21 protein-coding genes are annotated in these 26,379 nt (G+C 46.8%); 16 read left to right on the top strand and 5 right to left on the bottom strand.

Going from position 1 to position 26,379, the window contains the following annotated elements:
* Positions 1–10 precede the first annotated feature (10 nt).
* The 7 genes from U9J37_RS04920 to U9J37_RS04890 all read left to right on the top strand — a co-directional run bounded on the left by U9J37_RS04920 (position 11) and on the right by U9J37_RS04890 (position 8,059).
* Complete coding sequence (locus U9J37_RS04920) at positions 11–1,303, top strand: LssY C-terminal domain-containing protein (protein ID WP_005472035.1); 1,293 nt, start codon at positions 11–13, stop codon at positions 1,301–1,303.
* Positions 1,304–1,390: 87 nt separating this feature from the next.
* Entirely contained in the window at positions 1,391–2,056 is a 666-nt protein-coding gene (locus U9J37_RS04915; RefSeq protein WP_043886863.1) for a winged helix-turn-helix domain-containing protein, read from the top strand.
* Positions 2,049–2,498 (top strand): hypothetical protein, encoded by a 450-nt coding sequence (locus tag U9J37_RS04910; protein WP_005472152.1) that lies wholly within the window; start codon positions 2,049–2,051, stop codon positions 2,496–2,498. Before U9J37_RS04915 ends, U9J37_RS04910 begins: the two co-directional genes overlap by 8 nt.
* A 183-nt stretch (positions 2,499–2,681) precedes the next feature.
* Positions 2,682–3,869 carry an efflux RND transporter periplasmic adaptor subunit gene (locus U9J37_RS04905; protein ID WP_005471980.1) on the top strand — a complete coding sequence of 396 codons (1,188 nt, stop codon included), beginning with the start codon at positions 2,682–2,684 and terminating at the stop codon, positions 3,867–3,869.
* Positions 3,856–6,924: an efflux RND transporter permease subunit gene (locus tag U9J37_RS04900; RefSeq protein WP_005471927.1), complete on the top strand. Its 3,069-nt coding sequence runs from the start codon at positions 3,856–3,858 to the stop codon at positions 6,922–6,924. The genes U9J37_RS04905 and U9J37_RS04900 overlap by 14 nt, the downstream gene beginning before the upstream one ends.
* Positions 6,925–6,927: 3 nt before the next feature.
* Positions 6,928–7,617 carry a winged helix-turn-helix domain-containing protein gene (locus U9J37_RS04895; protein WP_005471911.1) on the top strand — a complete coding sequence of 230 codons (690 nt, stop codon included), beginning with the start codon at positions 6,928–6,930 and terminating at the stop codon, positions 7,615–7,617.
* Entirely contained in the window at positions 7,607–8,059 is a 453-nt protein-coding gene (locus U9J37_RS04890; protein ID WP_043886862.1) for a hypothetical protein, read from the top strand. Before U9J37_RS04895 ends, U9J37_RS04890 begins: the two co-directional genes overlap by 11 nt.
* 88 nt (positions 8,060–8,147) lie before the next feature.
* Here U9J37_RS04890 and U9J37_RS04885 read toward each other — a convergent pair whose 3' ends face one another.
* The 3 genes from U9J37_RS04885 to U9J37_RS04875 are packed head-to-tail and all read right to left on the bottom strand — an operon-like array spanning position 8,148 to position 10,510.
* Positions 8,148–9,488 (bottom strand): ATP-binding protein, encoded by a 1,341-nt coding sequence (locus U9J37_RS04885; RefSeq protein WP_039482242.1) that lies wholly within the window; start codon positions 9,486–9,488, stop codon positions 8,148–8,150.
* Positions 9,478–10,137 (bottom strand): response regulator transcription factor, encoded by a 660-nt coding sequence (locus U9J37_RS04880; RefSeq protein WP_005472004.1) that lies wholly within the window; start codon positions 10,135–10,137, stop codon positions 9,478–9,480. The genes U9J37_RS04885 and U9J37_RS04880 overlap by 11 nt, the downstream gene beginning before the upstream one ends.
* Position 10,138: 1 nt before the next feature.
* Positions 10,139–10,510: a PepSY domain-containing protein gene (locus tag U9J37_RS04875; RefSeq protein ID WP_086028704.1), complete on the bottom strand. Its 372-nt coding sequence runs from the start codon at positions 10,508–10,510 to the stop codon at positions 10,139–10,141.
* 208 nt (positions 10,511–10,718) lie between these two features.
* Here U9J37_RS04875 and U9J37_RS04870 point away from each other — a divergent pair, with 208 nt between their 5' ends.
* On the top strand, positions 10,719–13,076 hold the full coding sequence (locus U9J37_RS04870; protein ID WP_322413924.1) for an EAL domain-containing protein: 2,358 nt from the start codon (positions 10,719–10,721) through the stop codon (positions 13,074–13,076).
* Here U9J37_RS04870 and U9J37_RS04865 read toward each other — a convergent pair.
* A complete protein-coding gene (locus tag U9J37_RS04865) occupies positions 13,073–14,812 on the bottom strand; it encodes a DNA repair helicase RadD (RefSeq protein ID WP_005472160.1) in 1,740 nt (579 codons plus the stop codon). The genes U9J37_RS04870 and U9J37_RS04865 overlap by 4 nt on opposite strands.
* Positions 14,813–14,885: 73 nt before the next feature.
* On the opposite strand from U9J37_RS04865, the gene rsuA reads away from it, so the two are divergent.
* The 3 genes from rsuA (at position 14,886) to U9J37_RS04850 (ending at position 17,614) form a co-directional block, all read left to right on the top strand.
* Positions 14,886–15,587 (top strand): 16S rRNA pseudouridine(516) synthase RsuA, encoded by a 702-nt coding sequence (rsuA, locus tag U9J37_RS04860; protein WP_005471957.1) that lies wholly within the window; start codon positions 14,886–14,888, stop codon positions 15,585–15,587.
* 159 nt (positions 15,588–15,746) lie between these two features.
* The gene (locus tag U9J37_RS04855; RefSeq protein ID WP_005471935.1) at positions 15,747–16,952 is read left to right on the top strand and encodes a Bcr/CflA family multidrug efflux MFS transporter; all 1,206 of its coding nucleotides are present in this window, start codon (positions 15,747–15,749) and stop codon (positions 16,950–16,952) included.
* A complete protein-coding gene (locus U9J37_RS04850; RefSeq protein WP_005472009.1) occupies positions 16,952–17,614 on the top strand; it encodes a DUF2913 family protein in 663 nt (220 codons plus the stop codon). The genes U9J37_RS04855 and U9J37_RS04850 overlap by 1 nt, the downstream gene beginning before the upstream one ends.
* A 21-nt stretch (positions 17,615–17,635) precedes the next feature.
* On the opposite strand, the gene U9J37_RS04845 is transcribed toward U9J37_RS04850, so the two are convergent.
* Positions 17,636–19,069: a DUF2867 domain-containing protein gene (locus tag U9J37_RS04845; RefSeq protein WP_005471929.1), complete on the bottom strand. Its 1,434-nt coding sequence runs from the start codon at positions 19,067–19,069 to the stop codon at positions 17,636–17,638.
* Positions 19,070–19,173: 104 nt separating this feature from the next.
* On the opposite strand from U9J37_RS04845, the gene U9J37_RS04840 reads away from it, so the two are divergent.
* The 5 genes from U9J37_RS04840 (at position 19,174) to nhaA (ending at position 26,334) form a co-directional block, all read left to right on the top strand.
* Complete coding sequence (locus tag U9J37_RS04840) at positions 19,174–20,544, top strand: MATE family efflux transporter (RefSeq protein WP_005471924.1); 1,371 nt, start codon at positions 19,174–19,176, stop codon at positions 20,542–20,544.
* A gap of 122 nt (positions 20,545–20,666) precedes the next feature.
* Entirely contained in the window at positions 20,667–21,338 is a 672-nt protein-coding gene (locus U9J37_RS04835; RefSeq protein ID WP_005471946.1) for an ABC transporter ATP-binding protein, read from the top strand.
* Positions 21,319–23,772 (top strand): ABC transporter permease, encoded by a 2,454-nt coding sequence (locus U9J37_RS04830; RefSeq protein ID WP_043886859.1) that lies wholly within the window; start codon positions 21,319–21,321, stop codon positions 23,770–23,772. Before U9J37_RS04835 ends, U9J37_RS04830 begins: the two co-directional genes overlap by 20 nt.
* A gap of 1 nt (position 23,773) precedes the next feature.
* The gene (locus U9J37_RS04825) at positions 23,774–24,889 is read left to right on the top strand and encodes a lipocalin-like domain-containing protein (RefSeq protein WP_005472101.1); all 1,116 of its coding nucleotides are present in this window, start codon (positions 23,774–23,776) and stop codon (positions 24,887–24,889) included.
* Positions 24,890–25,146: 257 nt separating this feature from the next.
* Positions 25,147–26,334, top strand: coding sequence for a Na+/H+ antiporter NhaA (nhaA, locus tag U9J37_RS04820; RefSeq protein WP_005472131.1), 1,188 nt, complete (start codon positions 25,147–25,149; stop codon positions 26,332–26,334).
* Positions 26,335–26,379: the final 45 nt, after the last annotated feature.

The raw sequence follows: 26,379 nt of genomic DNA, 5'->3' as shown, positions 1-26,379 counted from the left end.
TGGTGATGAAATGGAAGGTGTAGGCAGCCTATTCTTTGGGGCGTTAATGGATGCTTTAATTGGCCCCAATTTATTTGTACCCGGTGAGCCATTTCTATTGGCCGCTGGGTACCAATTGCATCAAGGCATCGTTACTGGTGTGTTGGCAGTACTGTTGGGTGGGTTGATTGGAGATCAAGCCAGTTACTTTATTGGCCGTCGATTGGGCAAACCCGCCCAGAGAAAACTGATTAACTGGCAGCCTAAAACGAAAAGACCTATAGCGCGTTGCCGTCATTTAATGGCAACACAAGGTAACGCGATTTTGATGTTTGCTCGCCTTCTTGGGCCTGTTGCTTGGGTTGTTCCGTTTATGGCCGGAACACAGAAGATAGGCTGGAAGCGCTTTTCGTTTTACTCATCTATTGGGCTATTACTGGGCGTGGGTCAGTTCGTTTTCTGGGGCTACTTGTTGGCGTATGGCGTCGAGAAGTTTCCACTATTAAATGAAGCAAAGACGTTTCTGATAGAGCACAAACTGTCTCTGTACGCTTTGGCTGCAACAGGGCTGTTTTATCTCGTCGCGAGGGCGTTCAACTGGCGCTATAAAGTGAGTGCGTCTTTTGCTGTTCTCATGGGGTCAGCCCTGCTTGCGAACTACCTGCACTTTTTTCTCTACTCAGACGACTTTTTGCAGGTCGAGAAAACAGCAGAAAAATCGAATGATATTGCGTATGTTGAGCTTAGTGAGTTAGAGCTAAAAGCGTACCCCGGGCGGTCATCGGTGTTCGATGCCCAAGCGGTCAATGTTATCTACTATGGCGAGAACCCAAGGCAAATAATGCTTGATTTGGGTTGGATTGAGAACCAAACCTTCTCACGTAATGATCTAGAGTTGGAGGACTATCTATCTTTGCTCAAGCAGAATACGCCGCCAGTCTCGGATCTATTTTGGAACGGGGTGCCACAAGAGATGGCGTTTCAACTGCCAGGAAACTTGCTAAAACGTAGCCATATTCGTTGGTGGAAGGGAGGGGTTGATCCTCAATCAGAGACGCTGTTTTGGGTTGGTGCGCTGAGCTATGACAATGGCCTGCAACTTACGCCTTACTCAGGCATTGTCACTGTTTTGCACAGCATTGACCCCAATGTTGATGTCGAACGAGATAAACTGGCACTGCAAGTTATGCAGTTACCGGGTTTACGCCAAGTGTCACTTAATGCGACCGCGTTGCCGACTAGCCTTGATGAAGAGCACGATTATTACTCAGATGGTAAAGTTTTGTTCATTCGAGACAACGAACTTCAGATAGCCGAACGTTAACTGAATACTTGCCAAATACGGTCTTTATTTTTTAGCAAATTGCGCTAGGGTAAGAGGCACACTAAATCGCTTACCTAATCGATCATCATGCTCATAATTAATCAAATTTATCGTCTTAATTTGTTGGCGGGATTCATAGAGAACCTTTCCACGGGACATAAGGCGTCCCTTGGCACCAATGAAACCGCTTTGCTGCAGTACATGGTGGATAATCCTCACAGACCTTTGTCTAAATTAGAACTATTGGAATACGTATGGCACCAAAAAGGAGTGATCGTTGAAGAGAGTAGTCTGCTTCACTGTGTCTCTAACTGTCGTAAGGCGATAGGTGACAGCGGAGAAATCATCACCACGGTTCGCGGAGTTGGTTATCAATTTAATGGCCAAGTTTCAAGCGAAGAAGAACGTGAAGAAGTACCAGAGCTGGCACCCCAGCCAGCAATCCTCCAACCTCAGATTGTTGAAGCTGAAGAGTCTCAGATCAAGAAGCGTAACCTGATCTGTATTTCACTATTCACGCTTGCCGCCGTCGTCAGTTTTGCCCTTTTTTCCTTTACTCGTTCTCCTTGGGTGCAAGCTGACTATCAAGAACAACGATTTATTGGTTGTACTATCCAAGCCAATACGCAAGATAAACCCATTGTGATGACCAACGTGCGCATGTTCACGACCAATAATCAGGTGATACTGGTTGACGCAGATGGCCATTCAATCAGCTACCTTGTTGATGAAGTGGAGGTGCAATGTGAATAAGCTTCTTATTGGGTTGAGTTTAGTCTCAGGTGCGGCCGTTGGCGCAATGGCGGCGTACATCTCTTCGCCGACGGTTAGCCTTAATATCGTCAGCAAAACCTCGATTTTAGTCCCGACTAAACAGAAGACTGAACAGTTAAACATGCACGCGACCATCACACTTAAACGCTCGGGGCAGTATGAAGCGTATTTCTTTACCGACAAAAAAGTGGGCTATAACGCATCGGGCAATTATGTGTTTGATTACCACGGTTTGTCGTTAACGCCGACCTCATCGGAGAAGGTGATTCCAGAAGGTAAAAAGCTAAGCCTGATTGAGATGATGTTCTCGCAGCGAGGTATGCACTCTATGGAAGGGTTAACCATCATTCCACTCTCTGATAAGCAGATGATCATGGTCGCGCCTCGATACTCTTATCTGTTTAGCGAAGTTACCCCTTAATCATAGGGGACTTTAAGAGCCAGTTTTACTGGCTTTTTTATGGCTTTAAATTCAATAAAATCAAAGGTTTGATATTTTTTTATAATCGCTCATTATTAAAAATCCTTTCGCTGACAAAGCGTTAACTTTGTAGGAGAAATCTTAGGTATAACAACCGCAAGTTTCATCAATTAGAGACAAGCTATGACTCAGTACCTAAATTCTCCACTGTCGGTTTTCTGCGCAGTAAGTGCACTTTTTGCAACACACGTTTCTGCCGAAGAGACTCAACCTGCTATCCCTGTAACGGTAGAAGTGGTGGCGAAACAAGTCCATCAATCTTCGATTGAGGAAGTAGGGAAAGTAAAAGCAACCGATTCAGCGGCGCTAACGTTCAGTGCGGGTGAAAAACTTAAAGCCCTGAATTTTGAAGATGGCGACCAAGTTAACAAAGGCGATTTGATCGCTCAGCTAGATGATGCACAAGCACGAGCAGAATTGGATAAAGCCAAAAGCTCATTAGCGCTGGCAGAATCCAAGCTGGATCGCGTGCTCGCATTATTGAAAAAGCAACCTGATTCGATGTCTGCACAAGATGTCGAAGAGCTTAAGCAACAAGCCAATCTGGCTCGCGCCGACTTCCGTCAAAAGAAAACCGATCTGCAAAACTACCAATTGGTGGCTCCGTTTAACGGCCAACTGACTAATTTTACCCACTCAGTAGGCAGCCGAGTTGAGGCTGCGACGGCGTTGGTCAGCTTAATCAAGCTCGATCCTGTAGAAGTTCACTACTCAATCAGCCAAAACGAAGTCGGTAAAGCGCAGCTTGGCCAACCAGTATCGATTTCGGTTGACGCTTATCCTAACCAATCTTTTGTTGGCAAAGTGAACTACATTGCGCCTTTGGTCGATGAAAGCTCTGGCCGCGTTGAAATTCATGCCCATTTAGAGAATCAAAATAACCAACTGGTGCCAGGTATGTTTGCCAAGGTGTCACAAACCGTTGGTAAAGACAGTGCAGAGTTGGTGGTGTCACAGACCGCTGTTGATACTAATGGTGACCAGCGTTTTGTCTGGGTGATTGAAAATGACAAAGCAGTTAAGCGCTCGGTTGAGCTGGGCGATAATACAAATAATGGCTATGTCACGATTAAGTCGGGCTTGGAATTGGGTGAGATTGTGGTGGTCACTGGCCGTCAAAATCTAAATGAGCACTCTTCTGTAGCGGTGCAAAACTCTGTGTCAAAAGTGACGCTACCTTCGCGAACTTTACCTGCTACACCTAAACCCGCACCAAGCGAGGAAGTGAAGCAGCCGGTAAACAAAGACGTGAGTAAAGAAGTAAAACCAACCAATGAGCAATCTGAGGAGGTAACGAATGAAGCTGCCTGAGATATGCATTAAACATCCGGTGCTCGCATCCGTGCTGAGCATTGCAATTGTCCTACTGGGCATTGTCTCTTATCAAAAGTTGGCGATTCAGTATTTCCCTGAGCGTCAAACAGCATCAGCAACAGTGAACGCTTCGATTACCGGTGCGAGTGCAGAGTTTATGTCGCAGAACGTGGCTGATGAGCTGATCACCGCGGTGACGGGGCTAGATAAGATTAAAACCATGACGACGGATTGTCAGGAGGGCAGTTGCTCTCTGAAAATTCAGTTCGAAGATGGGGTCAGTGACGTTGAATACGCGAGTCTTATGAACAACTTGCGTAGCAAAGTGGACGGTATTTCCGATTTTCCACCGGCAATGACAGATAAGCCAACCGTAACGGATGACTCATCGGAAACGTCAATGCCAAGTAACATCATCACCTTTGTGAATCGCGGCGAGATGGACAAGCAGGAAATGTTTGATTTCATTAGCCAGCAATTGGCTCCTCAGTTTAAGAATGTACTGGGTGTCGGCGGTGTATGGGGGCCATATGGTGGCTCAAACCGAGCGATTCGCGTTTGGTTACAGCCTGAGCGTATGGCGGCACTGAACGTCAGTGCTTCCGATGTGGTAGGCACGTTAAGTACTTACAACGCGACCTTTACTGCAGGTACGATCAAAGGTGAAGTCCGTGATTTCTCAATCAACCCGGTTAACCAAGTCACTTCAATTGAAGACGTGCGCGACCTTGTTATTCGTGTCGACAATGGCAACATCATCCGCGTCAATGACGTAGCAGATATTCAAATGGGAGAAGAGAGCCTAGAGCCAAGTATGCTTAGCGTCGATGGTAACATGGCGATGTCTCTTCAGGTGCTACCGCTTAAATCTGAAAACCCAGTGACGGTTGCTAACCGAGTGAAAGCAACCATGGAGACCATGCAGGTGCCTGAAGGCATTGAAATGAAGATGGTCTACAACCAGGCGGACTTTATTGAAGAAGCCATCGATCAAGGTTTTATGACTCTAGTCGAAGCGATTGTGTTGGTTTCTGTGATTGTGGTGTTGTTCTTAGGCTCACTGCGTGTCGCGGCCATTCCATTGATCACTATTCCTGTGTGTATCATTGGCGTATTTGCGGTAATGGCAATGCTTGGATTTAGTATCAACGTATTGACCATACTGGCGATCATCCTAGCCATTGGCTTGGTGGTGGACGACGCAATTGTGGTAGTAGAAAACTGTTATCGTCACATCGAAGAGGGGCTATCACCGTTTGAAGCAGCACTTAAGAGCTGTAAAGAGATCGTCTTCCCAGTTATCGCGATGACATTAACTCTGGCAGTGGTCTATTTACCTATCGGTTTAATGTCTGGCTTAACGGCGGATCTGTTCCAACAATTTGCGTTTACCTTAGCGGCGTCTGTGATCATTTCTGGCTTTGTTGCGTTAACGTTGTCACCAATGATGAGTGCTTACATGTTGAAATCAGTGACAACGTCACCAAAATGGTTTCAATGGGTTGAGACAAAGCTAAATGCCATGACAGACAAGTACATGACATTCCTCAGTGCTTGGTTTAAACGCCCAATGCTGGTTATCGCAGGTACAACGTTGTTAACGGCGCTGTCTATTGTAGCAGTCTGGACCATGCCAAAAGTTTTACTGCCAACAGAAGATACTGGTTTCATCGAAGTCACGTCTCATGGCCCGGCGGGGGCAGGTCGACTGTACGACCTCGAAAACGCGGATCAGATCAACGCGGTATTTAAAGGCAACCAACAAATTGAAGCAAACTTGGCCTACATCGAAAGTGCGCCAACAAATCATGTGCTACTAAAACCTTGGGAAGAGCGTAACCAAAGTGCCGATGAGGTCATTGATGAGATGATCGCTAAGGTTAAAGAAAGTATCTCAGCGTACACGACTTCCTTCTCTGTGCGCTCTGCCGACAACCTTGATGTGGCGGACAATTTGATTTTGCAAGTTACAACGGTCAACCGTGACTTAGATGAATTGTCAGACACGGCAGCGAAAGTGGTGGAGTTGCTTGAAGGCTATGAAGGGTTAACCAATGTAGATAACTCAACTCACCGAGATCAAATGCGCTTTGACTTGTCGATTGACCGTAACGCGATTGTTTTATCGGGTGTTGATTATGGCAATGTGACCAATGCGATTTCTACTTTCCTTGGTTCAGTGAAAGCAGCTGATCTACAAGCGGATGATGGTTTTACTTATCCCATTCAGGTTCAGGTTAACCGCAAAGCATTAGGTGACTTTAAAGTACTCGATAAGCTGTACGTCAGCTCTGAATCGGGCCAGCGACTGCCGTTGTCTCAGTTTGTTTCGATCAAGCCTGTGACTGCAGAGTCGAACATCAAAACGTATGCGGGCAAAGATGCAGCAGAAATTACCGCGGACCTTGCTCCGGGTTACAGCGCAACAGATATTCAGACCTTTATTGACACTGAATTACCGGCGCTGCTGAAAGCGGGTCAAAGCTACCAATATGACGGCGTGGTGAAAGAGCTCAATGAGTCGTCGGCGGGGATGCAAATGTTGTTTGGTTTAGCCTTGATTTTCATCTTCCTAATCCTGGCGGCTCAATTTGAAAGCTTCATTGACCCTCTAGTGATCATGATTACCGTACCGTTATGTCTGGTTGGCGCGGTGCTAACGCTGAGTGTGTTTGGCCAAAGCATTAACTTGTACTCGAAGATTGGCTTGCTAACTCTGGTTGGCTTGGTGACCAAACACGGCATTTTGATGGTTGAGTTTGCCAACTTGAAGCGTAAAGAAGGCTTAGGCGTTTACGATGCGGCGGTAGAGAGTGCACGTTCTCGACTGCGTCCTATCTTGATGACGTCGTTGACCATGATAGTCGGCTCTTTGCCACTGGCACTAGCCGAAGGCCCGGGCTCGTTAGGTCGAGTGAACATCGGTTTAGTACTGGTTGGCGGGTTAACTGTGGGTACTTTCTTCTCCCTGTTCATCGTACCAATGGCGTATGTGGCTATCGCCAAAGTACGTGAAAAAATGCGAAACAAATCTCAGCTGGTGGAGGCGTAATTTATGTTGGTGATTAATGGCACCCATTTACTCAATCCAGATCAGGGTTTCATTCAGAGCCTGAACACTCATGTTCGTCATCCGATTGGGATTAACGAAATCACCCTGCTCAATTACATGATTGAGCGCAAAGGTGAAACGCTAACTAAAGATGAAATCATGCATGAAGTCTGGCTAAAGCGTGGCATTGTGGTTGAGAGCAGCAGTTTGTTGCATTGTATTTCAAACTGCCGCCGAGCGCTGGAAGACAAAGCGGCCATGGTGATACGCACGGTGCGAGGAATTGGCTATGAGTTTGACGCTTGCATTGAACCTTTCCAAGAGTTGAATGCTGCTGAGGAGACTCAAGAGGAGCAGGTCGAATCAGCCGTCGGGCAGATTGAGGAGCTGGCGATTGAGCCAGCTTCACAACGCACGTCTATGAAGCAATGGGCGCTGGTTGCTGGGGTGGTCTTAGCCAGTGCAGGGCTGAGCTATGCACTCGTCGAGAAGCTTCATTCGCCGATACAAACGACCAGCTTCGAGCAACTGCACTACAGTCAGTGTACGTTTTCACCTAAAACAGAGCAGGCAAACATCCATTATCAAGATGTGACTGTGTATAGATTTGACGACCTATCATTGTTGGTGAGTGCTGATGGGCGTTCCTTGAGTTTTGCAAGCGAGAGTAATGGGGTGCACTGTGAACAATAAGATAATCATAGGCGCGGTTGCGTTGGGCGCTGTCATTGGTGGCGCCGCTTCTTACTTAGATAGTAATAAGCTCAACCGCCACTTTAACAGCAGTACTATCGCGTATGTAGAAGCATCCAATCCCGATGATTCGTTCGCAAAGATCATTCCACTGAGGTTTGAGCTGACGTTAAAAGAGAACAGTGGCTATGACGTCTATGCGGCCATTCCTAACAGCAAAGTCGGTTACATGACTTCAGGTGACTATACATTGGACAGTGATGGCGTGTTTTTTAATATTCAAACTCACAGCCCGCTAAGGGCTGAGGATAGCCATTATGGTCCAATAGAGCAGCTGTTCTTGCGTCGAAACGCATTTGAAGGACACAGAAAAGTAGCCAAATTAGAAGATAACAAAGCAGCCTTGATAGGCCATAAAGTGGTGTTACTGCTCAATTATTAAAGCTGAAACCACTAAAAAAGCGATGCTGAGCATCGCTTTTTGTTTTTAGGAATGAGCATAACTTACACGAAGAGGGAAAGTTACCGAGTTAGCTAGAGAGTTTAAGGTGCAGTACTGCTTTTAGTCCACCCATCGAGCTTCTCTCTAGCGTGAAATTGCCGCGGTAGCTGTGGGCCATTTCACTAACAATATTCAATCCGAGCCCGGTTCCGGGGGTTGTCTCATCTAATCGCACACCGCGTTTGATGACTTGTTCGAGTTTTTCCTCGGGGATGCCACAACCATCGTCTTCGATAATGATGTCGATTTCTTGATTCGGGTGTGTCACTGAATGAACGCGAATGATTGAGCTTGACCACTTGTAAGCGTTTTCCAATAAGTTACCAACCATCTCATCAAAGTCGGTGTCTTCGACGGCAACGACTAGCTCAGAGTCGATTTCATTAATCAGTGTCACGTCTCGATGCGCGTAGACTTTATCAAACGCGAGTGAAATGGCGTCAATTCTCTCTGACGGGTTGGTTTTCACCGACAAAATGTTTTTTGAGCCGGCCATTCGAGCGCGACCAAGATGGTAATCAATTTGGTGCTGGATTTGGCTTACTGGGTCTTGCAGTCGATCGCGAATGTCTTGCTCAGATGTACTGATCTCGTTTCTTAGTACCGATAGCGGTGTTTTGAGTGCATGCGAAAGATTGCCTGCGTGGTGACGGGCACGTTCCAACAACTCTTGATAGTGGAACAGCAGTGCATTTAAGTCGAGCACGATAGGGGCGACTTCGCGTGGGTATTCTCCATCTAGGCTTGCTTTGTCTCCAGAACGTACTTGTGAGAGTTCTTTGTGCATTTTGGTAAGGGGGCTAAGAGACCATTGGACCTGAATCACGATGATCATGAGAACGCCAAAATAGAGCAGGGCGAGGATAACCCAAAGTTGGCCCATAAGTTCGGCAACGGTGTCTTCTAGCGGTTGTTCATCAATGCCGATTAACACATCAATTGGACCGTCATACTCGGGGAAGTAAAGTGACGTTTCAATGTAGATGAGACGCTCATCGCGTGCGCCTAGTGCGTGTTTTTCCCCTTTATCAAAGGTGATTTTTTTGTCCCAAAGCGAGCGTGAGCGAAGTTGATCTGCCGCGTTGTCAATAGACCAGTAGAGGCCACTGTATGGGCGATTGAATCTTGGGTCGGAAAGGGGAGTCGCTAAGGTCAGTTTGCCGCTTTCATCGACTTCGATAGAGGCGGATAACTCATCAAGGTAGAGAGAGAGCTGTTCGTTGGTCGAGTCCAACATGTAGCTGAACACCTGCTTGGGTACTGTTACGCCCGCAGCGATGACCATAGCGGTCAACCAAACAACGGCCGCCAGTACGAGGCGGCGTCTTAAGCTGAGGCGTTTCAGCGGGTAACGTATCTTATTCAGCATTCAATTGATATCCCAATCCTCTCACTGTTTTGATCACTTTAGGCGCAATTTTCTTTCGAATACGACCAATAAACACTTCGATGGTATTGGAGTCACGGTCAAAATCTTGCTTGTAGATATGTTCCACTAACTCGGTACGTGAGATGACCTTTTCAGGGTGGTGCATGAAGTAAGCGACAACCTTAAACTCAAGTGCGGTGAGGCTGATCGCTTGCCCTTGCCACATGACTTTAGACGTGCGGGTATCAAGGCTCAAGTTACCATTCTGAATAACAGGAGAGGCATTGCCCGAAGCGCGGCGAAGCTGAGCACGAATACGAGCAATCAGTTCGACCATTTCAAACGGTTTGGTTTGATAGTCGTCGGCGCCAGCATTCAACCCTTCAACGCGTTGGGTGAGTGTATCTCGCGCACTGAGGATGATGATGGGGGTGTTGATGTTTTCATCACGAATGCTTTTCAGTACCGTTAGCCCATCAAGTTTGGGTAAGCCAAGATCAAGAACGATCGCTTCCCAGTCTTCTGAGGTAGCGCGATAGAGAGCGTCAATGCCATCGGTTGAGAGTTCTGGCGTCCAACCGTTTTGCTCAAGGGCTTCAACGATCTGTTCACCTAGGCGTGGTTCATCTTCTACGACAAGTATCTTCATATTATTGGTCTTCTAGATTCTTAAGGGCTTTTTTGAAATGGCGGCCTTTTATCAGCAGCATTTCGAGAGTTTCCGCATTGTATTCAACTTTGATGATGTTGTTTTGGTGATTGATCTTCAGCTCGTAAACCCAGATGTCGTCATCTTCTTCCAACTCGACTTCTATGATGCGCCCTCGCAAGTCGCGTTCAACAGCGGCATACATTTCAGAGAAAGGACGAATAACGCCTTTTTTGACGGCGTCATACACTTCATCTTGATCTTCTTCAAACTCAATTCTGGTTCCTGGTTTGTGCACATCTTGCACTAGCTCGTGGCCGTTATGGTCAGCCGCTACACAGCTGAAACTGGATAGAGAAAGTAGGCTAAGCATCAATGGAATGGAAAGAGATTTCATTTGGCGCACTCTCAATAGGTTGAATAGTCACAGTGTAAATGAACGAAGATGAATGGTGAATGAATAGTTGCCGTGCGGTCAAAACTGCTCCGCTTACAAAGTCTTACTTACTCTTAATATTGATAAGGATATCATCGCTGGGTTTGTATATTCGGTGTTAATTTATTAAAGCGGGTTTTACTCAATGGTTAGCAGGTTACTGGTTCTGTTTACGCTGTTTTCTAGCTTAGTGTATGCGGGTGATGGTAAGACAACATACACGTTGTCAGATGTCGACTATCGTCTGTTTGCGTCCAGTGAGTCTGCCGATGTAATTGCACAATCATCGAGTGAATATTTTAGCAGTGGCGTCATGTGTCGACCCAGTGCCAACGAGTCTTGCTGGCTTGAACTCTCTACAGCGGATGATGGCTTTGGTGATTACAGCCTTATTTTGAAAAGTTTGTCCTCTCGGGAAGGGGATATCTATTTTGTCCATCATTCGAAAATTCGGCATAAACAGCGATTTGACCAATACCGCACCTTAAACTTGGAACGTAAATGGCCCTATGAACGGGTGTTGCTAAGGTTCGATACCGGAAAATCAGTCAATGTCAGTACGATATTTATGCCTAACACTGTGTTGGCGAAAAAACTCATCGTTAATAATGGTATTGCACTGGCGATTACCTTGTTTATTTTTGCTGTCAGTCTGTTCTATGTGTTGAATGTCTGGCGAGTAAAGCGCTTTCAATCCGTCTATATTCTTCTTTACTCGATTTCGCTTCTTCTGTTCTACATCTACAACTTCGGTTTTATATGGGATGGGTTGGATGAACTGGGCGTCTACATTTACCGGTTTTTTATCAGCCCTTATTGGTACGTCGCTTATACCGGCGCGCTGACAAGTTTGTACCTGATGATTGTCAGTGCAAGTGGTCTCCAAACAAATCATAGCCATTTCGCGATGTGTATAGGGATAGTGGCGCTTCAGGTTGCGATTATCTATTTTTCTCTGTTCCCCATATATCTAGTGATCAATAACACTTTGCTGGCGGCGCTTTCACTGTGTTTGTTGCTGAATGAGAAGAATATTAAGCATAAGCGCTATATTTTGTTTTGCTATCTGGTCTGTTTTCTCTCGTCGTATATGGTGGTGGAAACCTCGCTATCGCAGTCTAGGTTAACGCTTTATTTTTATGAAATTCAGTTGCTGTTTTTCATTTCTCATATGCTACTTATCTTGATCTGTATTTATGAGTTGTCAGAGCTGAGAGTGGTTAATTTCGGTGATTATAAGAAGCTAAAGTCTTCGTCCATTCAAGACTTTATGACAGGGCTGCCGAATCGAAAGGCGATCAAATATAAGTCAAAGCTGCCAAACTCAATGTGTTTTTACTATATCGATGCAGACAAGCTCAAATTCACCAATGACACACAGGGGCACCATGTCGGCGATCGTATGTTGATTGGATTGGCAAACCGGATTAAAGCGATTGCGGAAGAGTGCTTGGGTGAGGTCTATCGTGTGGGCGGCGATGAATTTGTGCTTGTGACGGCCAAATCTGCATCCGATGCGCTGATTCAATCGCAACAAGAAGTGGCACATGGAACGGGAGATGAGCAGTGTTTTCAGTTTAGCTTCGGACGTTACCGGAGCGTGCCGGGTGAATTGGTAGAGGACAGCATCTACAAGGCGGAGTACTGCTGCCGTAAAGCCAAGCAGTTAAAACGTCGTTTTCAGGATTGGTGTGACCAAGATGAGTTAATGCTTTACTCATTGCCAAGCTTGAGAATCGAAGCCATTAAACTGATAGAGTCGGACCGATTGGTCTGCTTTGCTCAGCAGATTGTTTCTCATTCATGCTCAGAGCAGCGCTACGAGCTGCTATGCCGATTGAAACGAAGCGGCCAACAAGGGGAGTTTCATTCTGCTGGTCAAGTTCTGGATATTGTGGCGTCCCATGGGCTCGAAAAAGAGCTCGATATCAAGATGCTTGAGTTTGCGCGCCAGTTTTTAACGCAGCATGATAATTTATACCTGAACTTAAACTTTTCGGTAAAAACCTTGTTTGAACCGCATGTGCTTGGATTGATCGAGCAGTTCCCATCGTCGTGCTCAAGGCGATTAACCATAGAGGTGACTGAGCAAGTATTCTATCGAGCGGATGCCAAGTTTAAGAGTGTGGTGGCAAAGCTAAAGGCACTCGGTGTCGCGATTAGCCTAGATGATTTCGGTTCGGGGTACTCTTCCTATTCCATCTTGTCAGAAGTACAGTTTGATATGATTAAGATCGATGGCTCGCTGATCAAAGATATTCATCTCTCACGCTTTAAACAGCATATGGTGAAATCTATGGTCGAGTTGGCATCGATGGACAATATACGTTTGGTTGCAGAGCGCATAGAGCTTCAATCTGAACTCGACACCCTAAAGCGACTTGGCGTCAAATATACTCAAGGGTATTTACTGCATAAGCCAGAATTGGCGTCATACCGATTCGAAAGCATTTCTCATCGAGCGCTTGAGACAACATGCGCTTCACAGTGGGTAGTGAACTAACCAGCAAGCTCATCGGTGAAAATTCTGTCTCTCAGTTTCCAGAATCTACCCACCTTACGAGCAATAATAAACTGAGGCAGACGGAATCGATGCTGGTTGTTGACTACCTTGGTCGGTGATGCGTCATCAAACGGACGGTGTTTATCCGCCAAATGAGGACGAACAAACTGGTCTTTAAAGCGTTGCTTCTGGTTCTTGGTGGTCAGGGACCAAAACTCGTGAACTTGCGCCTGATTGTCGCCAATGTACGTGACCTTTAGGCTGCTTTTGCCTTTCTCGTCCTTGTGGACGGCTAATGTCATGTCTCGGCATTCAAATACTAACGCGTCTTTTAAGTTGAGTGCCTCTTTGAGTTTCTTGTCCGGGTCAACCAGCGTGGCATCGCACTCGTGACAAATACGTGCTGCGATGTCGTTATCAGCGCCGCATTCTCCGCAATACTTGGCGCGAAAACGGTAGTTACAATGCTCTCTTTCTCCCGTCTCTTCGTCTTCAAAAAAGCCTTGGCATTTGCGCCCGAAGTGCTCGATCAGAAAGCCATTGCTGTCTAATTTTCCCCAGAAATTGTTGTTAAAACCGCAAGCAGGGCAAGGGATAGTAATGATCTCGCTGTCGGAGTCTGGCTTCGCGTCGCCAACTTCAGGCTGATACAGATCGTAGCTGTTTCCGGCGTAGTCGAGGACCAAGCACTCTTCTTTACCCGGAGATAAACGAAGCCCTCGCCCGACGATCTGCTGGTACAAACTGATGGACTCGGTAGGTCGCAAGATAGCAATCAGATCAACGTGAGGGGCGTCGAACCCTGTTGTTAACACAGAGACATTGACTAGGTATTTCGTTTTGCGGTCTTTGAAGCTTTGAATGATGCTGTCGCGTTCAATCGTCGGCGTGTCGCCAACCACGAGGGCAGTTTCACCTTCTGGAAGTAATCCGTAGATTTCTTGTGCGTGCCTAACGGTGGCGGCGAAAATCATCACGCCTTGTTTGTCTTTGGCTAGGTGGATGATTTGCTCAACAATCTGAGGCGTAGCGCGCTTGGCTTTATCAATCACCATATCCATTTCGGATTCTTTGTAACGCCCGGTTGAGGCGGGAGTTAGCTGCGAGAAATCGTAACTCAACACGGGCGCATCCATCATTCTCGCGGGCGTTAAGAACTTCTCATCGAGCAAATAGCGGATGGGCAGCTCGAAAATACAGTCGCGGAAAAACCTTGGCTCTTCGGTGCGTACCAAGCCGCGAGTATGATATTGGTATATCCACCCCATCCCAAGGCGATACGGTGTGGCGGTAAGTCCAAGTACTTTGATACCAGGGTTGAGCTCTTTGAGGTGACCAATCACTTTTTGGTAACTGGTGTTTTTGTTATCTGGGACGCGATGGCACTCATCAATCACCAGTAGAGAGAACTGGTTCTTGAACTCATCAAGATTCCTCACTACCGATTGAACGGAAGCAAACACCACCTGTTGATCGGTTTCTTTGCGTCCCAAGCCCGCCGAATATATCGCGCCTTTTAACCCATAGCCTTCATACTTTGCATGGTTTTGTTCAACCAGTTCCTTTACATGGGCAAGCACAAGAACGCGCCCTTTGGCTAAACGCGCCAACTCTGCGATCACAAGGCTCTTTCCGGCGCCGGTCGGCAACACAAGAACAGCAGGTGATGAGTGCTTACGAAAGTAATGAATAACGGCTTTGACGGAGTCGGCTTGATAGGGGCGAAGTGTATACATAAATTGTGTGAAATAGCTCAACTATTTGTGGCAGTCGCACTATAATACCCCACCTAACAAAGATGAGGTATTCATGCGTTTAGATAAATATTTGTGTGATGCACTGGGTGCGACACGTAAAGAAGCAACAAAAATCATTAAAAGTGGCGACGTAACGGTCAATGACGTTATGCAAAAAAGTGGTGCGTTTAAAGTTACCGATGCGTGTGTTGTTGAGTGGCAGGGACGCGAAATTCAAAAGCCTGGCCCGCGCTACATTATGCTGTTTAAACCGGATGGTTTTGTTTGCTCGCATGAAGATGGTTTCAACCAAACGGCGTTCGCGTTGCTTGATGAAGTGAAAATGGAAGATCTTCATTTCGCAGGTCGATTGGATGTTGATACTACGGGTTTGGTGCTCATTACCGATGATGGTCAATGGTCACACCGTATTACGTCACCTAAGCATAAGTGTGAAAAGACGTATCGTGTTTGGCTGGTGGACCCCATCGGGGACGACTACGCGGATAAACTCGCCCAAGGCGTTGAACTTCGCAATGAAAAAGAGCCAACATTGCCTGCAACAATGGAAGTGGTCAACCATGATGAAAACGAACTGCTACTGACCATCACGGAAGGCAAGTACCACCAAGTAAAACGCATGTTTGCAGCCTTGGGCAATAAAGTAGAGCATCTGCACCGTGAACGTATTGGTGCTATCGAGCTCGATTATTCGCTTGAACCGGGTGAATATCGCTACCTAACGGAAGAGGAAGTAGACTCTGTTTGGAAGTAATGCTCGTTATAGGAAATAGTTTAGTTCCAAATAGGAACTAGTTATTTTTATCAATTTGATTGAATATAGATCGGTTCAAGGCTCGCGGATGCGAGTCTTTTGTTTCTGTTTGGTTGCAGCACGGACGCTGCATATCTAACGCAACCGAGTAGGAGTCTTATGCCTAATTCTGCAGTCGAGCAAACCAGCACCCCACAAATCAATTTTCTTATCTTCGTTATTCTTGGGGCGATTGGTGCATTAACACCGCTCGCGATTGATATGTATCTACCTGCCATGCCAACGATCGCAAAAGATCTTGGGGTCGCGGAAGGTGCTGTTCAAATTACATTAACCGCTTATACCGCGGGCTTTGCTATCGGCCAGTTGATTCATGGCCCACTAGCTGACAGTTATGGACGCCGCCCAGTGCTGTTACTGGGTGTGCTGTTTTTTGGTATCGCTTCTGTGGTCAGCGCGACCACCACGGGAATCGAAGCGCTCACTTGGGTACGTACGGCTCAAGGCTTTGCAGGCGCTGCCGCTGCGGTGATCATTCAAGCGGTGGTGCGCGACATGTTTGATCGCGAAGACTTTGCCCGCGCAATGTCGTTTGTCACTCTGGTAATGACAGTCGCGCCACTGGTAGCCCCTATGGTGGGGGGACACGTTGCCGTGTGGTTTGGCTGGCGTGCTATTTTTTGGATTCTGGCTGGGTTTGCGGCAATCGTCATTTTGCTGGTGGTCTGGAAAATCCCAGAAACGCTCAGTGCGGAGAAAAGACAGCCTCTGCGCTTTAGAACGACGATGCGCAATTACTTTAGATTGTGTGCGAATCCGACAGCGATGGGACTCATTTTCTCTGGGGCATTTTCGTTCTCTGGTATGTTCGCATTCTTAACCGCGGGGTCGTTTGTCTATATTGATATCTATGGTGTCCGTCCTGACCAATTCGGCTACTTATTTGGGCTAAACATTATCGCCATGATCATCATGACAAGCATTAATGGCCGCTTGGTAAAGAAAGTCGGCTCCCACAACATGCTTCGTTTTGGTCTGGCTGTTCAGTTAATCGCCGGTTTGGGGCTTTTTGTCGGTTGGTTACTTGACCTAGGCTTATGGGGCACAGTACCTTTCGTGGTCATGTTTATTGGTACGATTTCGACCATAGGCAGTAACTCGATGGGGCTGCTACTCAGTGGCTACCCAACCATGGCGGGTACGGCGTCATCACTTGCTGGCACGTTGAGATTTGGTACGGGTTCCATTGTGGGTGCCATTGTGGCGTTTATGCCCGGTGGAGCAACTTGGCCTATGGTGACAACAATGACTGCATGTTCCGTGTTGTCTGCCGCGTTATATTGGATATTTGGAAGAAAGGCGTAATGTCTGAATACACGATTGAAATTCAAAAATTAGTCAACACCGCGCTCGCTGAACTGGCTGCCGAGCACAAATCTGGTAAAGCGGTGAATGCGCCTGCAGCAAACAACTTGTACTTGTTGCGCTGGGTAACGCGAGCGATCAAAGCTCAACGATTTCCTCGTGTTGTCAGTGGTGATCTCATCCGCTGGCAAAAGATGGGACGCTCAAAAGGTAATGATGCAGGCTTGATGATGACCTTTGAGCGTATCTCAAAATACTACGCTCAATTCTTTCCTGAAGGTCAACAAGATCGCGTGATTAAAGATCATGAGATCAATGCGTTCATTGACATGATGGAAGAGCAGGGCTGGGAAGTGACAACATCAGAAGCCTTGGTCGACTGCGGAAAGATTCAGATCTTTACTGAAGGTCCGAACTCGCTAGCGATGTGTACGGAGCAGTGTGAAAGCTGTTTTGACGGTGAAGTGATGATCAAACCGATGAACTGGTTTGTAAGAGGCCATCACGCTGACTTTATTGAAAAGGCATCGGCAGCAGGGTTTATGGTTCACAAAGTGACCGACTATAAGTCTAACGTGAAATATCATGGTGAATACTTGGTTTACCCTGATAACCGAGGCGAGCATTTAGCGGAGATTCCGCTTAGCTTCAAAGCGCAGTAAGCCTAACGTAAAGAGCTCCTATTACTGGAGCTCTTTTGCTTTACGGACAATGGCTTTAACCATCCCTTTAAAGATAAACAGATGCGCTGGCATCATGGCAAACCAATAGAGCAATCCGAGCAACCCTTGCGGGTGCCACCAAGCGGTCACGTTTAAGACTCGTTTTTCTCCTAGATCTTCAATGGTGAATTCAAGCCTTCCTAAGCCAGGTCCTTTCATGCCAAATAGCAGGGATATGAATCGATTAGGTTCACAGCGAATCACTTTCCAAGAATCAATGAAGTCACCGACTTGAAGCTCTGGACCTGGAGGAGAGCGGCGAATCGGTTTCTGTCCGCCAAAGAAAATATCCAGCCATTCTCGTGTGCGCCACAGTAAGTTAGCGAAGAAGTACCCTTCTTTTTTACTACCAATCTGGCGGACGACTTTCCACAGCTGCTCACTTGAAAGCGAGGTTTCGATGCTTGCTCCGGTTTGCTTCGGGTAATAGCCATAACCCGCTTGCCAGCGTTTTAGTGCAGCGGGGTCAAATCCCCAAACTTCGCTTCGAACAAAGGTTCCCTCTGCAGCAATGCTATTGCTCACCATTTCTCTAAACGAAATAAGGGGTTGAGGGAATCGCTGCTGAATAGCAGTGGAGTCAGCGATAAAATCGTGCTCCAGTCCTGAAAGTAACGCTGCTCCAATGCTCGAAGGTACGGAAGTAACCACGCCTAACCACTTCGAGGCCATGGATGGAGTAAGTAGAGACGTGGACCACAGCTTTATTGGCTTTTTAATGACGTCACTAATCACGTGGAACTGGTCTCGATAGGTGAGGGTGTCGGGCCCCCCGACTTCATAGAGTGTATTCTCCGTCGGCGTCTCTTCAGCAAGTGAGAGCAAATAGTGATTGAGATTTGGCAAGGCGATAGGGTTGGCTTTTGAATCTACCCACTTTGGCGTCACGAGTATCGGCATGTTATAGACAAAATCACGCATGATCTCAAAAGCGGCGGAACCGGGACCAATAATGACGCCGGCACGAAGTTCCGTAATAGGCACACCTGAACGACGAATGATGTCGCCCGTCATGCGCCGAGCTTTCAAGTGCTCAGAATTGCCCGTCTGTGGCTGAATTGCGCTTAGGTAAATGACATGCTTCACCGTACTGTTCTCCAATGCCGTTTTGAAGTTTTCGGCAAGGGAGAGTTCGTAGTCAAGAAAATCGTGGCCGTGTGCCATGCCATGGACAAGAAAATAGACTAAATCAAACTGAGGCACTAAGGCTTGCGTGGCATCGAGATCGGCAAGATCCAAATAGCAAATGTTCAAGTTTTGATGAGGGGTGATTCGTGCAGACAAATAATCAATTTGTCGAGCGGCAGCGGTGACATGGTACCCTTTTTCGCACAACTGAAATAACAGTTGCGAACCGACATAACCGGATGCTCCAAGGACAAGCACTTTTTTCATCCATTGCCTCTCTAAAATTGATGGTTTAGATATTCAACTGATCATATAATAAACAGTTAAAATTTCCCATTTATCATACTGTTGTTGTGAATCGGTAACGCCCTATGCTCTCAAATGTTTTATACCACACTAAAGGCGATTTTATTCGCCGCTTAATCGCGATCGCGTTACCCATCACGCTACAAAGTATTATGTTCTCGAGCCGTGGTTTGGTCGATGTCCTTATGCTTGGTCAGCTCGGTGAAGCAGAGATCGCGGCGGTTGGTGTGGCTGCACGGGCGACGTTTGTTACAACCATCATGCTCGTTGGTGTAACAACGGGTGGTGCACTGCTTACGGCTCAATATTGGGGAGCAGGGGATAAGCAAGGGGTTCGCGAAAGTACCGCATTGACTTGGCTAGTCTCGAGTTTGTTTGCTGCATTCACTGCTGGCTTATTTATCCTCTTCCCAACTCAAATTATGAGCTTGGCAACCAGCGATCAAAACGTTATTGCTCTCGGTGCTGAATACTTGGTGATTACGTCGGTCAGTATGTTTGCGGTTGCCTGTGTGGCAAGTATGGCGGTTGGTTTACGCGCGATGCATAAACCAGGCGTCAGTACCTTTTTTAGTGGCATCGGAATTTTGTCGAACGTATTTCTTAACTGGGTACTTATTTTCGGTAAATTTGGTGTTCCCCCAATGGGCATTAAAGGGGCGGCTATCGCGACGGTTTTAAGTGGCGCGATTGAAGTGATTACCCTATTTAGCTACCTCTACATTCGTAAGCACCTGCTTGCTTTTGGATTGGTTGACCTTCGAAATGTCATCGATTGGCCGCGAATCGTAAAATTCCTAAAGCTCTCTTTGCCGACCACTTTTAACTTCCTCGCTTGGGCTGGTGGGTTGTTTGCCTATCACGCTATTTTAGGGCAATCAGGGGTGCAAGGCTTGGCCGCGCTGTCAGTTATGACACCAGTCGAATCCATTTCTCTTGCACTGTTAATTGGCATGTCCAACGCAGCGGCGGTGCTGGTGGGGAACCAAATTGGCGCAAAAAATTATGAGCAAGTCTATTACCAAGCGTTAGGTGTCACGATTCTTAGCCTTTTAGTAGGGATTTGCGTGGCATTTTTACTCTATTTGCTGCAAGGGATAGTGCTAGATTCGTTTAGCGCCTTGACGCCAGAAACGCGCGCGCTCTCTGAAAAGTTCATGCTGGTATTGAGTCTGGGGATTGTCCTGCGCTCCGTTCCGATGATGACGATAGTGGGGGTGTTACGGGCTGGTGGCGATGTCAAATTTTGTCTATATCAAGACCTTGTCGCTCAGTGGTTGATTGGCATTCCGTTAGCAGCATTTACTGCAATAGGTCTTGGATGGTCGCCAGAGTGGATTTATCTTTTGTTTTTGACGGAAGAGCTGCTCAAATGGTTTGGCTCTGTCTATAGAATGACCACGCGCAAGTGGATTCGTAATTTGATCGAAAATTAGACATAGAGCGATAACTTATTGCATTTCGATGCATATCTTGTGATCTAGTATCCAAAATGCTTCCTAGTTACGGCGAATTAGTGTAGATTCACAGTCCGAATTTTTTGTTTTCGAGAGTTTTGATGCTTCAACTAACAGACCTAAGTAAAGGCTATGTGGATGGTGGTGAGTTTCACCCAGTTTTACAAGGTGCTGAGTTGTCTTTAACCCAAGGTGAGCAAATCGCTTTGATGGGAGAAAGTGGTTCAGGCAAGAGTACGTTACTCAACCTAATTGCAGGTTTAGACACGGTCGACTCTGGCGAGATATTGTTCCCAAATTTCACTATGCATCAAGTCTCTGAAAGCAAACGAACGGCTTATAGACGAAACAACATTGGTCTTATTTTCCAGCAGTTTAACCTTCTGCCTACACTCAATGTTGCTGACAATATTCGCTTTTGTCGTCAACTTAAAGGCTTACCTGAAGATCAAGGTTTGTGGCGTCAAATCCTTTCCGCACTTGATCTTATGCCATTGCTTGGCCGCTACCCAGAGGAAGTCTCTGGTGGGCAACAGCAACGCGCTGCGATTGCTCGCGCTTTGTATATGGAACCTAAAATTCTGCTTGCCGATGAGCCGACCGGAAGTCTCGATGAACGCAACGCCGAAGCGGTAATGCGATTGCTTACCTCGTTAACTAAGCAACTTGAATGCACGCTTTTACTGGTGACTCATAGTGAGCGAGTCGCTGCCCACATGGAAGGTAAGATTCGTCTTCAAGGAGGACAGCTTCATGTTATGGCCCGTAGTTAAAGCACTACTTGGCCATTACAGACGCTATCCTTTTCAAATCCTCCTTGTCTGGCTTGGCCTCACTTTGGGTGTTTCACTCCTTGTTGGTGTGAGCTCGATTAACAACCATGCAAAACAAAGCTATGAGCATGGCGAAAAGCTGTTTTCCAACCCTCTTCCATACCGTATTCGTCCAAAACATACGACCAACAAGATCCCTCAAGGATTTTATGTCCAGTTGCGTCGTGATGGCTTCCACCAGTGCGCACCGTTTGAAAGCTTAAGAGTTCATACCGAGCAGGGTGCCGATCTCGTGTTAGTGGGTATTGACCCCGTTGCCATGCTCAAGATGCAAGATAGTGAGATGTTGAAGGACATCGCATCGCTTAAGTTGATGCGTCCACCGTACCCAGTATTGGTTAGTCAAGATCTCGCGGATCATATGAAGTGGCGAAATGGGGATTTTATTCGCTTAGAAGATGCCAGTAAGCTAGGGCCAATCCTCGTCGACACCGAAGGTATGTTGAATGGCACGCGCATCATCGCGGATATGTCGCTGCTGCGCATGTTGGAGCGTCGTTCTGGTATATCGGTTATTGCTTGCGGTGAAATGCCAGAAGCTAAACTGGCTCGACTGAAATCCTCTTTACCAAATGGTATGGAGCTAAGCCGTAGTTCTCGTACTCAACTCGAGTCCTTGACCCAAGCGTTTCATATGAATCTGAGCGCGATGGGGATGCTAGCCTTTTTGGTTGGCCTGTTCATTTTTTATCAAGCGATGTCGTTGTCTTTGGTTCAACGTCAGCCATTGGTTGGAATTCTCCGTCAAACCGGTGTATCTGGATGGCAGCTCGCTCAAGCGCTGTTGCTTGAACTGATTTTCCTTGTGGTGGTGAGTTGGGTTTGCGGCAACGTGTTAGGACTATTCTTAGCCAATCAACTGGTTCCTGCGGTTTCAGCCAGTTTGGGCGATCTTTATAATGCTAACGTCGGATTGGCTTTGAAGTGGAGCTTAAGTTCAAGTCTTCATAGCCTCTACCTTTCATTGATTGGGGCGTTTGTGGCTTGCGCTTGGCCACTGATTCGCTTGCTTCGATCGCAACCAATTCGTTTAACAACACGCTTGTCGTTGATGCGTTTTGCGGGCACTGAGTTTACGATTCAAGCGCTACTCGCATGTGCACTATGTGTTGCTGCGATTGCGATCTATCAAGCTCCTCAGACTCAAGAGTCTGGCTTTGTCATCATTGCATTGATGTTACTTAGCGTCGCTCTATTTACCCCTTTCCTTGTGTGGAAAGTGTTTGATGGGTTCTCTTACTCATTAAGGTGGGTAAAAGCTCGTTGGTTCTTCGCGGATGCGGCTGCCAGTATGAGTTATCGCGGTGTGGCTACCATGGCGTTTATGCTTGCGATGGCGGCCAATATTGGTGTTGAAACTATGGTTGGCAGTTTCCGTGATACAACGGATAAATGGTTGAGCCAGCGTTTAGCCGCAGATCTTTATATTTATCCAAACACCAACGCTGCCGCTCGTGTAAGTACTTGGCTGAGTAAGCAGCCTGAAGTCGACAAAGTGTGGTGGCGTTGGGAAAAAGAGGTCAACACCTTAAAAGGGCCATTACAAGTGGTTAGCACTGGGGCATCAGAAGGTGAACTCGAAGCGCTGACGGTAAAATTAGGTGTGCCAAACTATTGGTACCATTTGCACCATTCGAAAGGCGTGATGATCAGTGAATCGATGGCTCTCAAGTTGGATATCAGGCCAGGTGATTATGTTGACCTTGCAGAAGGGTTAGGGCAAGGCTGGCAAGTCGTGGGTGTCTACTACGATTACGGCAACCCTTACAATCAAGTGCTTTTGTCACATCGTAATTGGCTCTACGCTTTTGCAGGCGGTGGCAGCGTTGCGCTTGGTGCGGTGTTGAATGACGGCGTCAACCCTATGGGATTGAAACGCCGGATGGAGTCTGTATTTAGAATCGACTCTGAACGCATTTTCGATAACAGCCACATCCACAAGCAAGCGATGCGGGTTTTTGATAGAACTTTCTCTATCGCAGATACGCTAGGCAACATCACATTGGTGATTGCTGTGTTCGGTATCTTTTTTGCCACGATTGCAGGGGAAGTCTCGCGTCAAAAACACATCTCAGTGTTGAGGTGCTTGGGAATGTCGGGACGGGAGCTCGTCCTAATGGGAAGCTTACAGCTCTTTGTTTTTGGTGCCGTGTCTATTTTGATTGCCATGCCTTTAGGGATAGCCTTAGCGAATTTAGTCGTCGATATTATTATCAAGCAGTCGTTTGGTTGGACGTTAGAGCTGCAATTTATTCCAAGTGCGTATTTGCAAACGGGCCTGCTAGCGATGATGTCTTTGGTTGTTGCCGGTGCAATACCAGTGTTACGAATGATCCGCGGGACCGCCATGAAGTCATTGAGGGAATCGCTATAACATGAGCAAAAAATTAATAGCGTTTCTTCTTGTTGTGCTCGCCGTTTTGTCTTTGGTAAATGTCATCTATTCTAATCATGACGAAGACAAGAACACCGTGGCTACAACCAGCGACGCCGTCAGTTCGGTTTTTCTGGCACAATCAAATCAAGTATTCGAACCCGTTCTGCCTGATGAACCCGTTATTTTGCCGCGTGACTTTGCATTCCATAATGCCTTTCAGCACGAGTGGTGGCACTACTTTGCCAATGTCACGGATCAATACGGTGAGAAGTACGGCATTCAGTGGAGCTACTTTCGAATTGCAAGCAGTGATAGCGATTGGTCGGGTTGGTTAAGCCCGCAGATTTTCGTCTCTCACATTGTGGTGACCCATGGAAAACGCGTGTGGAGAGAACAACGTATTGCTCGAGGCGGCATTGGTCAGGCTGGGATGTCTAACCGCCCATTTAGAACATGGATTGATAACTGGAACTGGCGCTCGTTAGCTCATACGCCATTCCCTGGGCAACTGACCGTATCGACCGATGGATTTGATGTTCAGTTAACCACGATTACGCGCGGCCCTTACGTATTGCCCGGTGAACGAGGTTATCGTCAAAAGCATGATCTTTTACCTGTCTCTTCTTACAACTTGTCTGCGCCGTTCTTGCGAGCCAAAGGACTCCTCAACTTGGGTGATGGCCGCTTGTTAACCGTTCAAGGAAAAGCATGGATGAGTAAAGAGTGGGGAAGTGGCTTGATGGCTGAAGGTCAACAAGGTTGGGACTGGTTTGTCCTTCATTTAGATGATGAGCAAACATTGTCTCTTAGCCGTTACCGCCATGATAAACAGCTGCCCTATTTGTTTGGCACGCTAGCAACCACAGATGGAAAGGTCGTTGACCTCACCTCAGAGGATGTGAAGATGGCACCGTTACAATCGACGATGTTACCAAATGGAAAAGTGGTACCTGTTCGGTGGTCTATTGATATTCCGAAGCATGAGATCAGTGTAACGACACAAAGTGTGAATGCTGATTCTTGGCTGCCTTTTGTCATTCCGTATTGGGAGGGGCCAGTGACAACAACGGGGACGCATGATGCGAATGGATTTATGCAGTTGACCGGTTATTAGTGATAGTGATAACCGTAGTCGGTTTGGGTGAAAGAGAGCAGTTTCTCGTGATATGGGAAGCTGCTTTTTGCATTTCTGGGGTTCTTGCTTCATCTTGCCTATAATTGGCTAAGGAAAATGGAAGGAATTGCTCGAGTTTTTATCGGAAATTCCGAAATAAAAACTCTAAACAAGCGATTATTCCTGTGGTTTCGTAAACTATACACTCGTATTCTTTGTTAATCGCTTATTAACATAATAAATATAAGGAAGATATCATGAGTGATATTATTCGCGATTTTTTTAAGATGGAGTCAGCGGGCGGCATTCTGCTTGTTATTACTGCTGCCATCGCTATGACAATTGCTAACTCGCCATTAGGGGATCTTTACCAGAGCACGCTTCATACTTATGTGTTAGGTATGTCAGTGTCGCACTGGATCAACGACGGCTTAATGGCGGTATTTTTCCTACTTATTGGCTTAGAAGTAAAACGAGAACTTCTTGAAGGTGCGCTAAAGTCTAAAGAGACCGCTATCTTCCCAGCCATTGCAGCTGTTGGCGGTATGCTAGCACCTGCACTTGTATATGTATTGTTTAACTCTGGTGATCCAGAAGCGATTCAAGGTTGGGCTATTCCAGCGGCAACGGATATCGCCTTTGCACTAGGTATCATGGCTCTGCTCGGTAAGCGTGTACCTGTGAGCTTAAAAGTGTTCCTTCTTGCATTAGCGATCATTGATGATCTTGGTGTTGTAGTAATAATCGCACTGTTCTACACGAGCGATCTGTCAACCACGGCATTGGCGATTGGTTTTGCCATGACGGCACTACTGTTCTTCTTGAACTCCAAGCATGTGACCAAGCTAACACCTTATATGATTGTCGGCTTTATCTTGTGGGTTGCGGTACTCAAATCGGGCGTACACGCGACACTTGCAGGTGTGGTTATCGGTTTTGCAATCCCACTTAAAGGGGATAACGGCTCTTACTCTCCATTGAAACACATGGAACATGCCTTGCACCCGTATGTTGCTTTCGCAATCTTGCCTATTTTCGCTTTTGCGAACGCAGGTATTTCACTAGAGGGCGTATCACTTTCAAGCTTAGGCACTGCGCTGCCACTCGGTATCGCACTGGGTCTATTAGTTGGTAAGCCTTTGGGTATTTTCTCGTTCAGCTGGGCTGCGGTAAAATTGGGTGTTGCCAAGTTGCCAGAAGGGATCAACTTTAAGCATATCTTTGCTGTATCTGTGTTGTGTGGTATTGGCTTTACTATGTCGATATTCATATCGTCACTGGCGTTTGGCCAAGCGAACGTACAGTTCGACACTTTCGCTCGATTGGGCATCCTCATGGGGTCAACGGTTTCAGCAGTGTTAGGCTATGTGTTACTTAGATTGTCTTTGCCAGTTGCAAAAGCTTCAACGGCGAACAATGCAAATGAAGTGAACTCCCACCACTAATTTTGCTAAAGTGAGAACCAAAAGCGCCTTGTCAATGACGAGGCG

It is taken from the genome of Vibrio sp. 16 (assembly GCF_963681195.1).
Lineage (GTDB): Bacteria > Pseudomonadota > Gammaproteobacteria > Enterobacterales > Vibrionaceae > Vibrio > Vibrio sinaloensis_D.
This window is presented reverse-complemented; position numbering and strand designations above follow the sequence as displayed.

Bases quoted from the DNA above. Each gene is read 5' to 3' on its own strand.
- U9J37_RS04880 (WP_005472004.1), bottom strand. From the start codon at position 10,137: ATGAAGATACTTGTCGTAGAAGATGAACCACGCCTAGGTGAACAGATC.
- U9J37_RS04875 (WP_086028704.1), bottom strand. From the start codon at position 10,510: ATGCTTAGCCTACTTTCTCTATCCAGTTTCAGCTGTGTAGCGGCTGAC.
- U9J37_RS04915 (WP_043886863.1), top strand. From the start codon at position 1,391: ATGCTCATAATTAATCAAATTTATCGTCTTAATTTGTTGGCGGGATTC.
- U9J37_RS04920 (WP_005472035.1), top strand. From the start codon at position 11: ATGGAAGGTGTAGGCAGCCTATTCTTTGGGGCGTTAATGGATGCTTTA.
- U9J37_RS04830 (WP_043886859.1), top strand. From the start codon at position 21,319: ATGTTATGGCCCGTAGTTAAAGCACTACTTGGCCATTACAGACGCTAT.
- U9J37_RS04850 (WP_005472009.1), top strand. From the start codon at position 16,952: ATGTCTGAATACACGATTGAAATTCAAAAATTAGTCAACACCGCGCTC.
- U9J37_RS04895 (WP_005471911.1), top strand. From the start codon at position 6,928: ATGTTGGTGATTAATGGCACCCATTTACTCAATCCAGATCAGGGTTTC.
- U9J37_RS04825 (WP_005472101.1), top strand. From the start codon at position 23,774: ATGAGCAAAAAATTAATAGCGTTTCTTCTTGTTGTGCTCGCCGTTTTG.
- U9J37_RS04865 (WP_005472160.1), bottom strand. From the start codon at position 14,812: ATGTATACACTTCGCCCCTATCAAGCCGACTCCGTCAAAGCCGTTATT.
- U9J37_RS04855 (WP_005471935.1), top strand. From the start codon at position 15,747: ATGCCTAATTCTGCAGTCGAGCAAACCAGCACCCCACAAATCAATTTT.
- U9J37_RS04900 (WP_005471927.1), top strand. From the start codon at position 3,856: ATGAAGCTGCCTGAGATATGCATTAAACATCCGGTGCTCGCATCCGTG.
- rsuA (WP_005471957.1), top strand. From the start codon at position 14,886: ATGCGTTTAGATAAATATTTGTGTGATGCACTGGGTGCGACACGTAAA.
- U9J37_RS04870 (WP_322413924.1), top strand. From the start codon at position 10,719: ATGGTTAGCAGGTTACTGGTTCTGTTTACGCTGTTTTCTAGCTTAGTG.
- U9J37_RS04905 (WP_005471980.1), top strand. From the start codon at position 2,682: ATGACTCAGTACCTAAATTCTCCACTGTCGGTTTTCTGCGCAGTAAGT.
- U9J37_RS04840 (WP_005471924.1), top strand. From the start codon at position 19,174: ATGCTCTCAAATGTTTTATACCACACTAAAGGCGATTTTATTCGCCGC.
- U9J37_RS04885 (WP_039482242.1), bottom strand. From the start codon at position 9,488: ATGCTGAATAAGATACGTTACCCGCTGAAACGCCTCAGCTTAAGACGC.
- U9J37_RS04845 (WP_005471929.1), bottom strand. From the start codon at position 19,069: ATGAAAAAAGTGCTTGTCCTTGGAGCATCCGGTTATGTCGGTTCGCAA.
- nhaA (WP_005472131.1), top strand. From the start codon at position 25,147: ATGAGTGATATTATTCGCGATTTTTTTAAGATGGAGTCAGCGGGCGGC.
- U9J37_RS04835 (WP_005471946.1), top strand. From the start codon at position 20,667: ATGCTTCAACTAACAGACCTAAGTAAAGGCTATGTGGATGGTGGTGAG.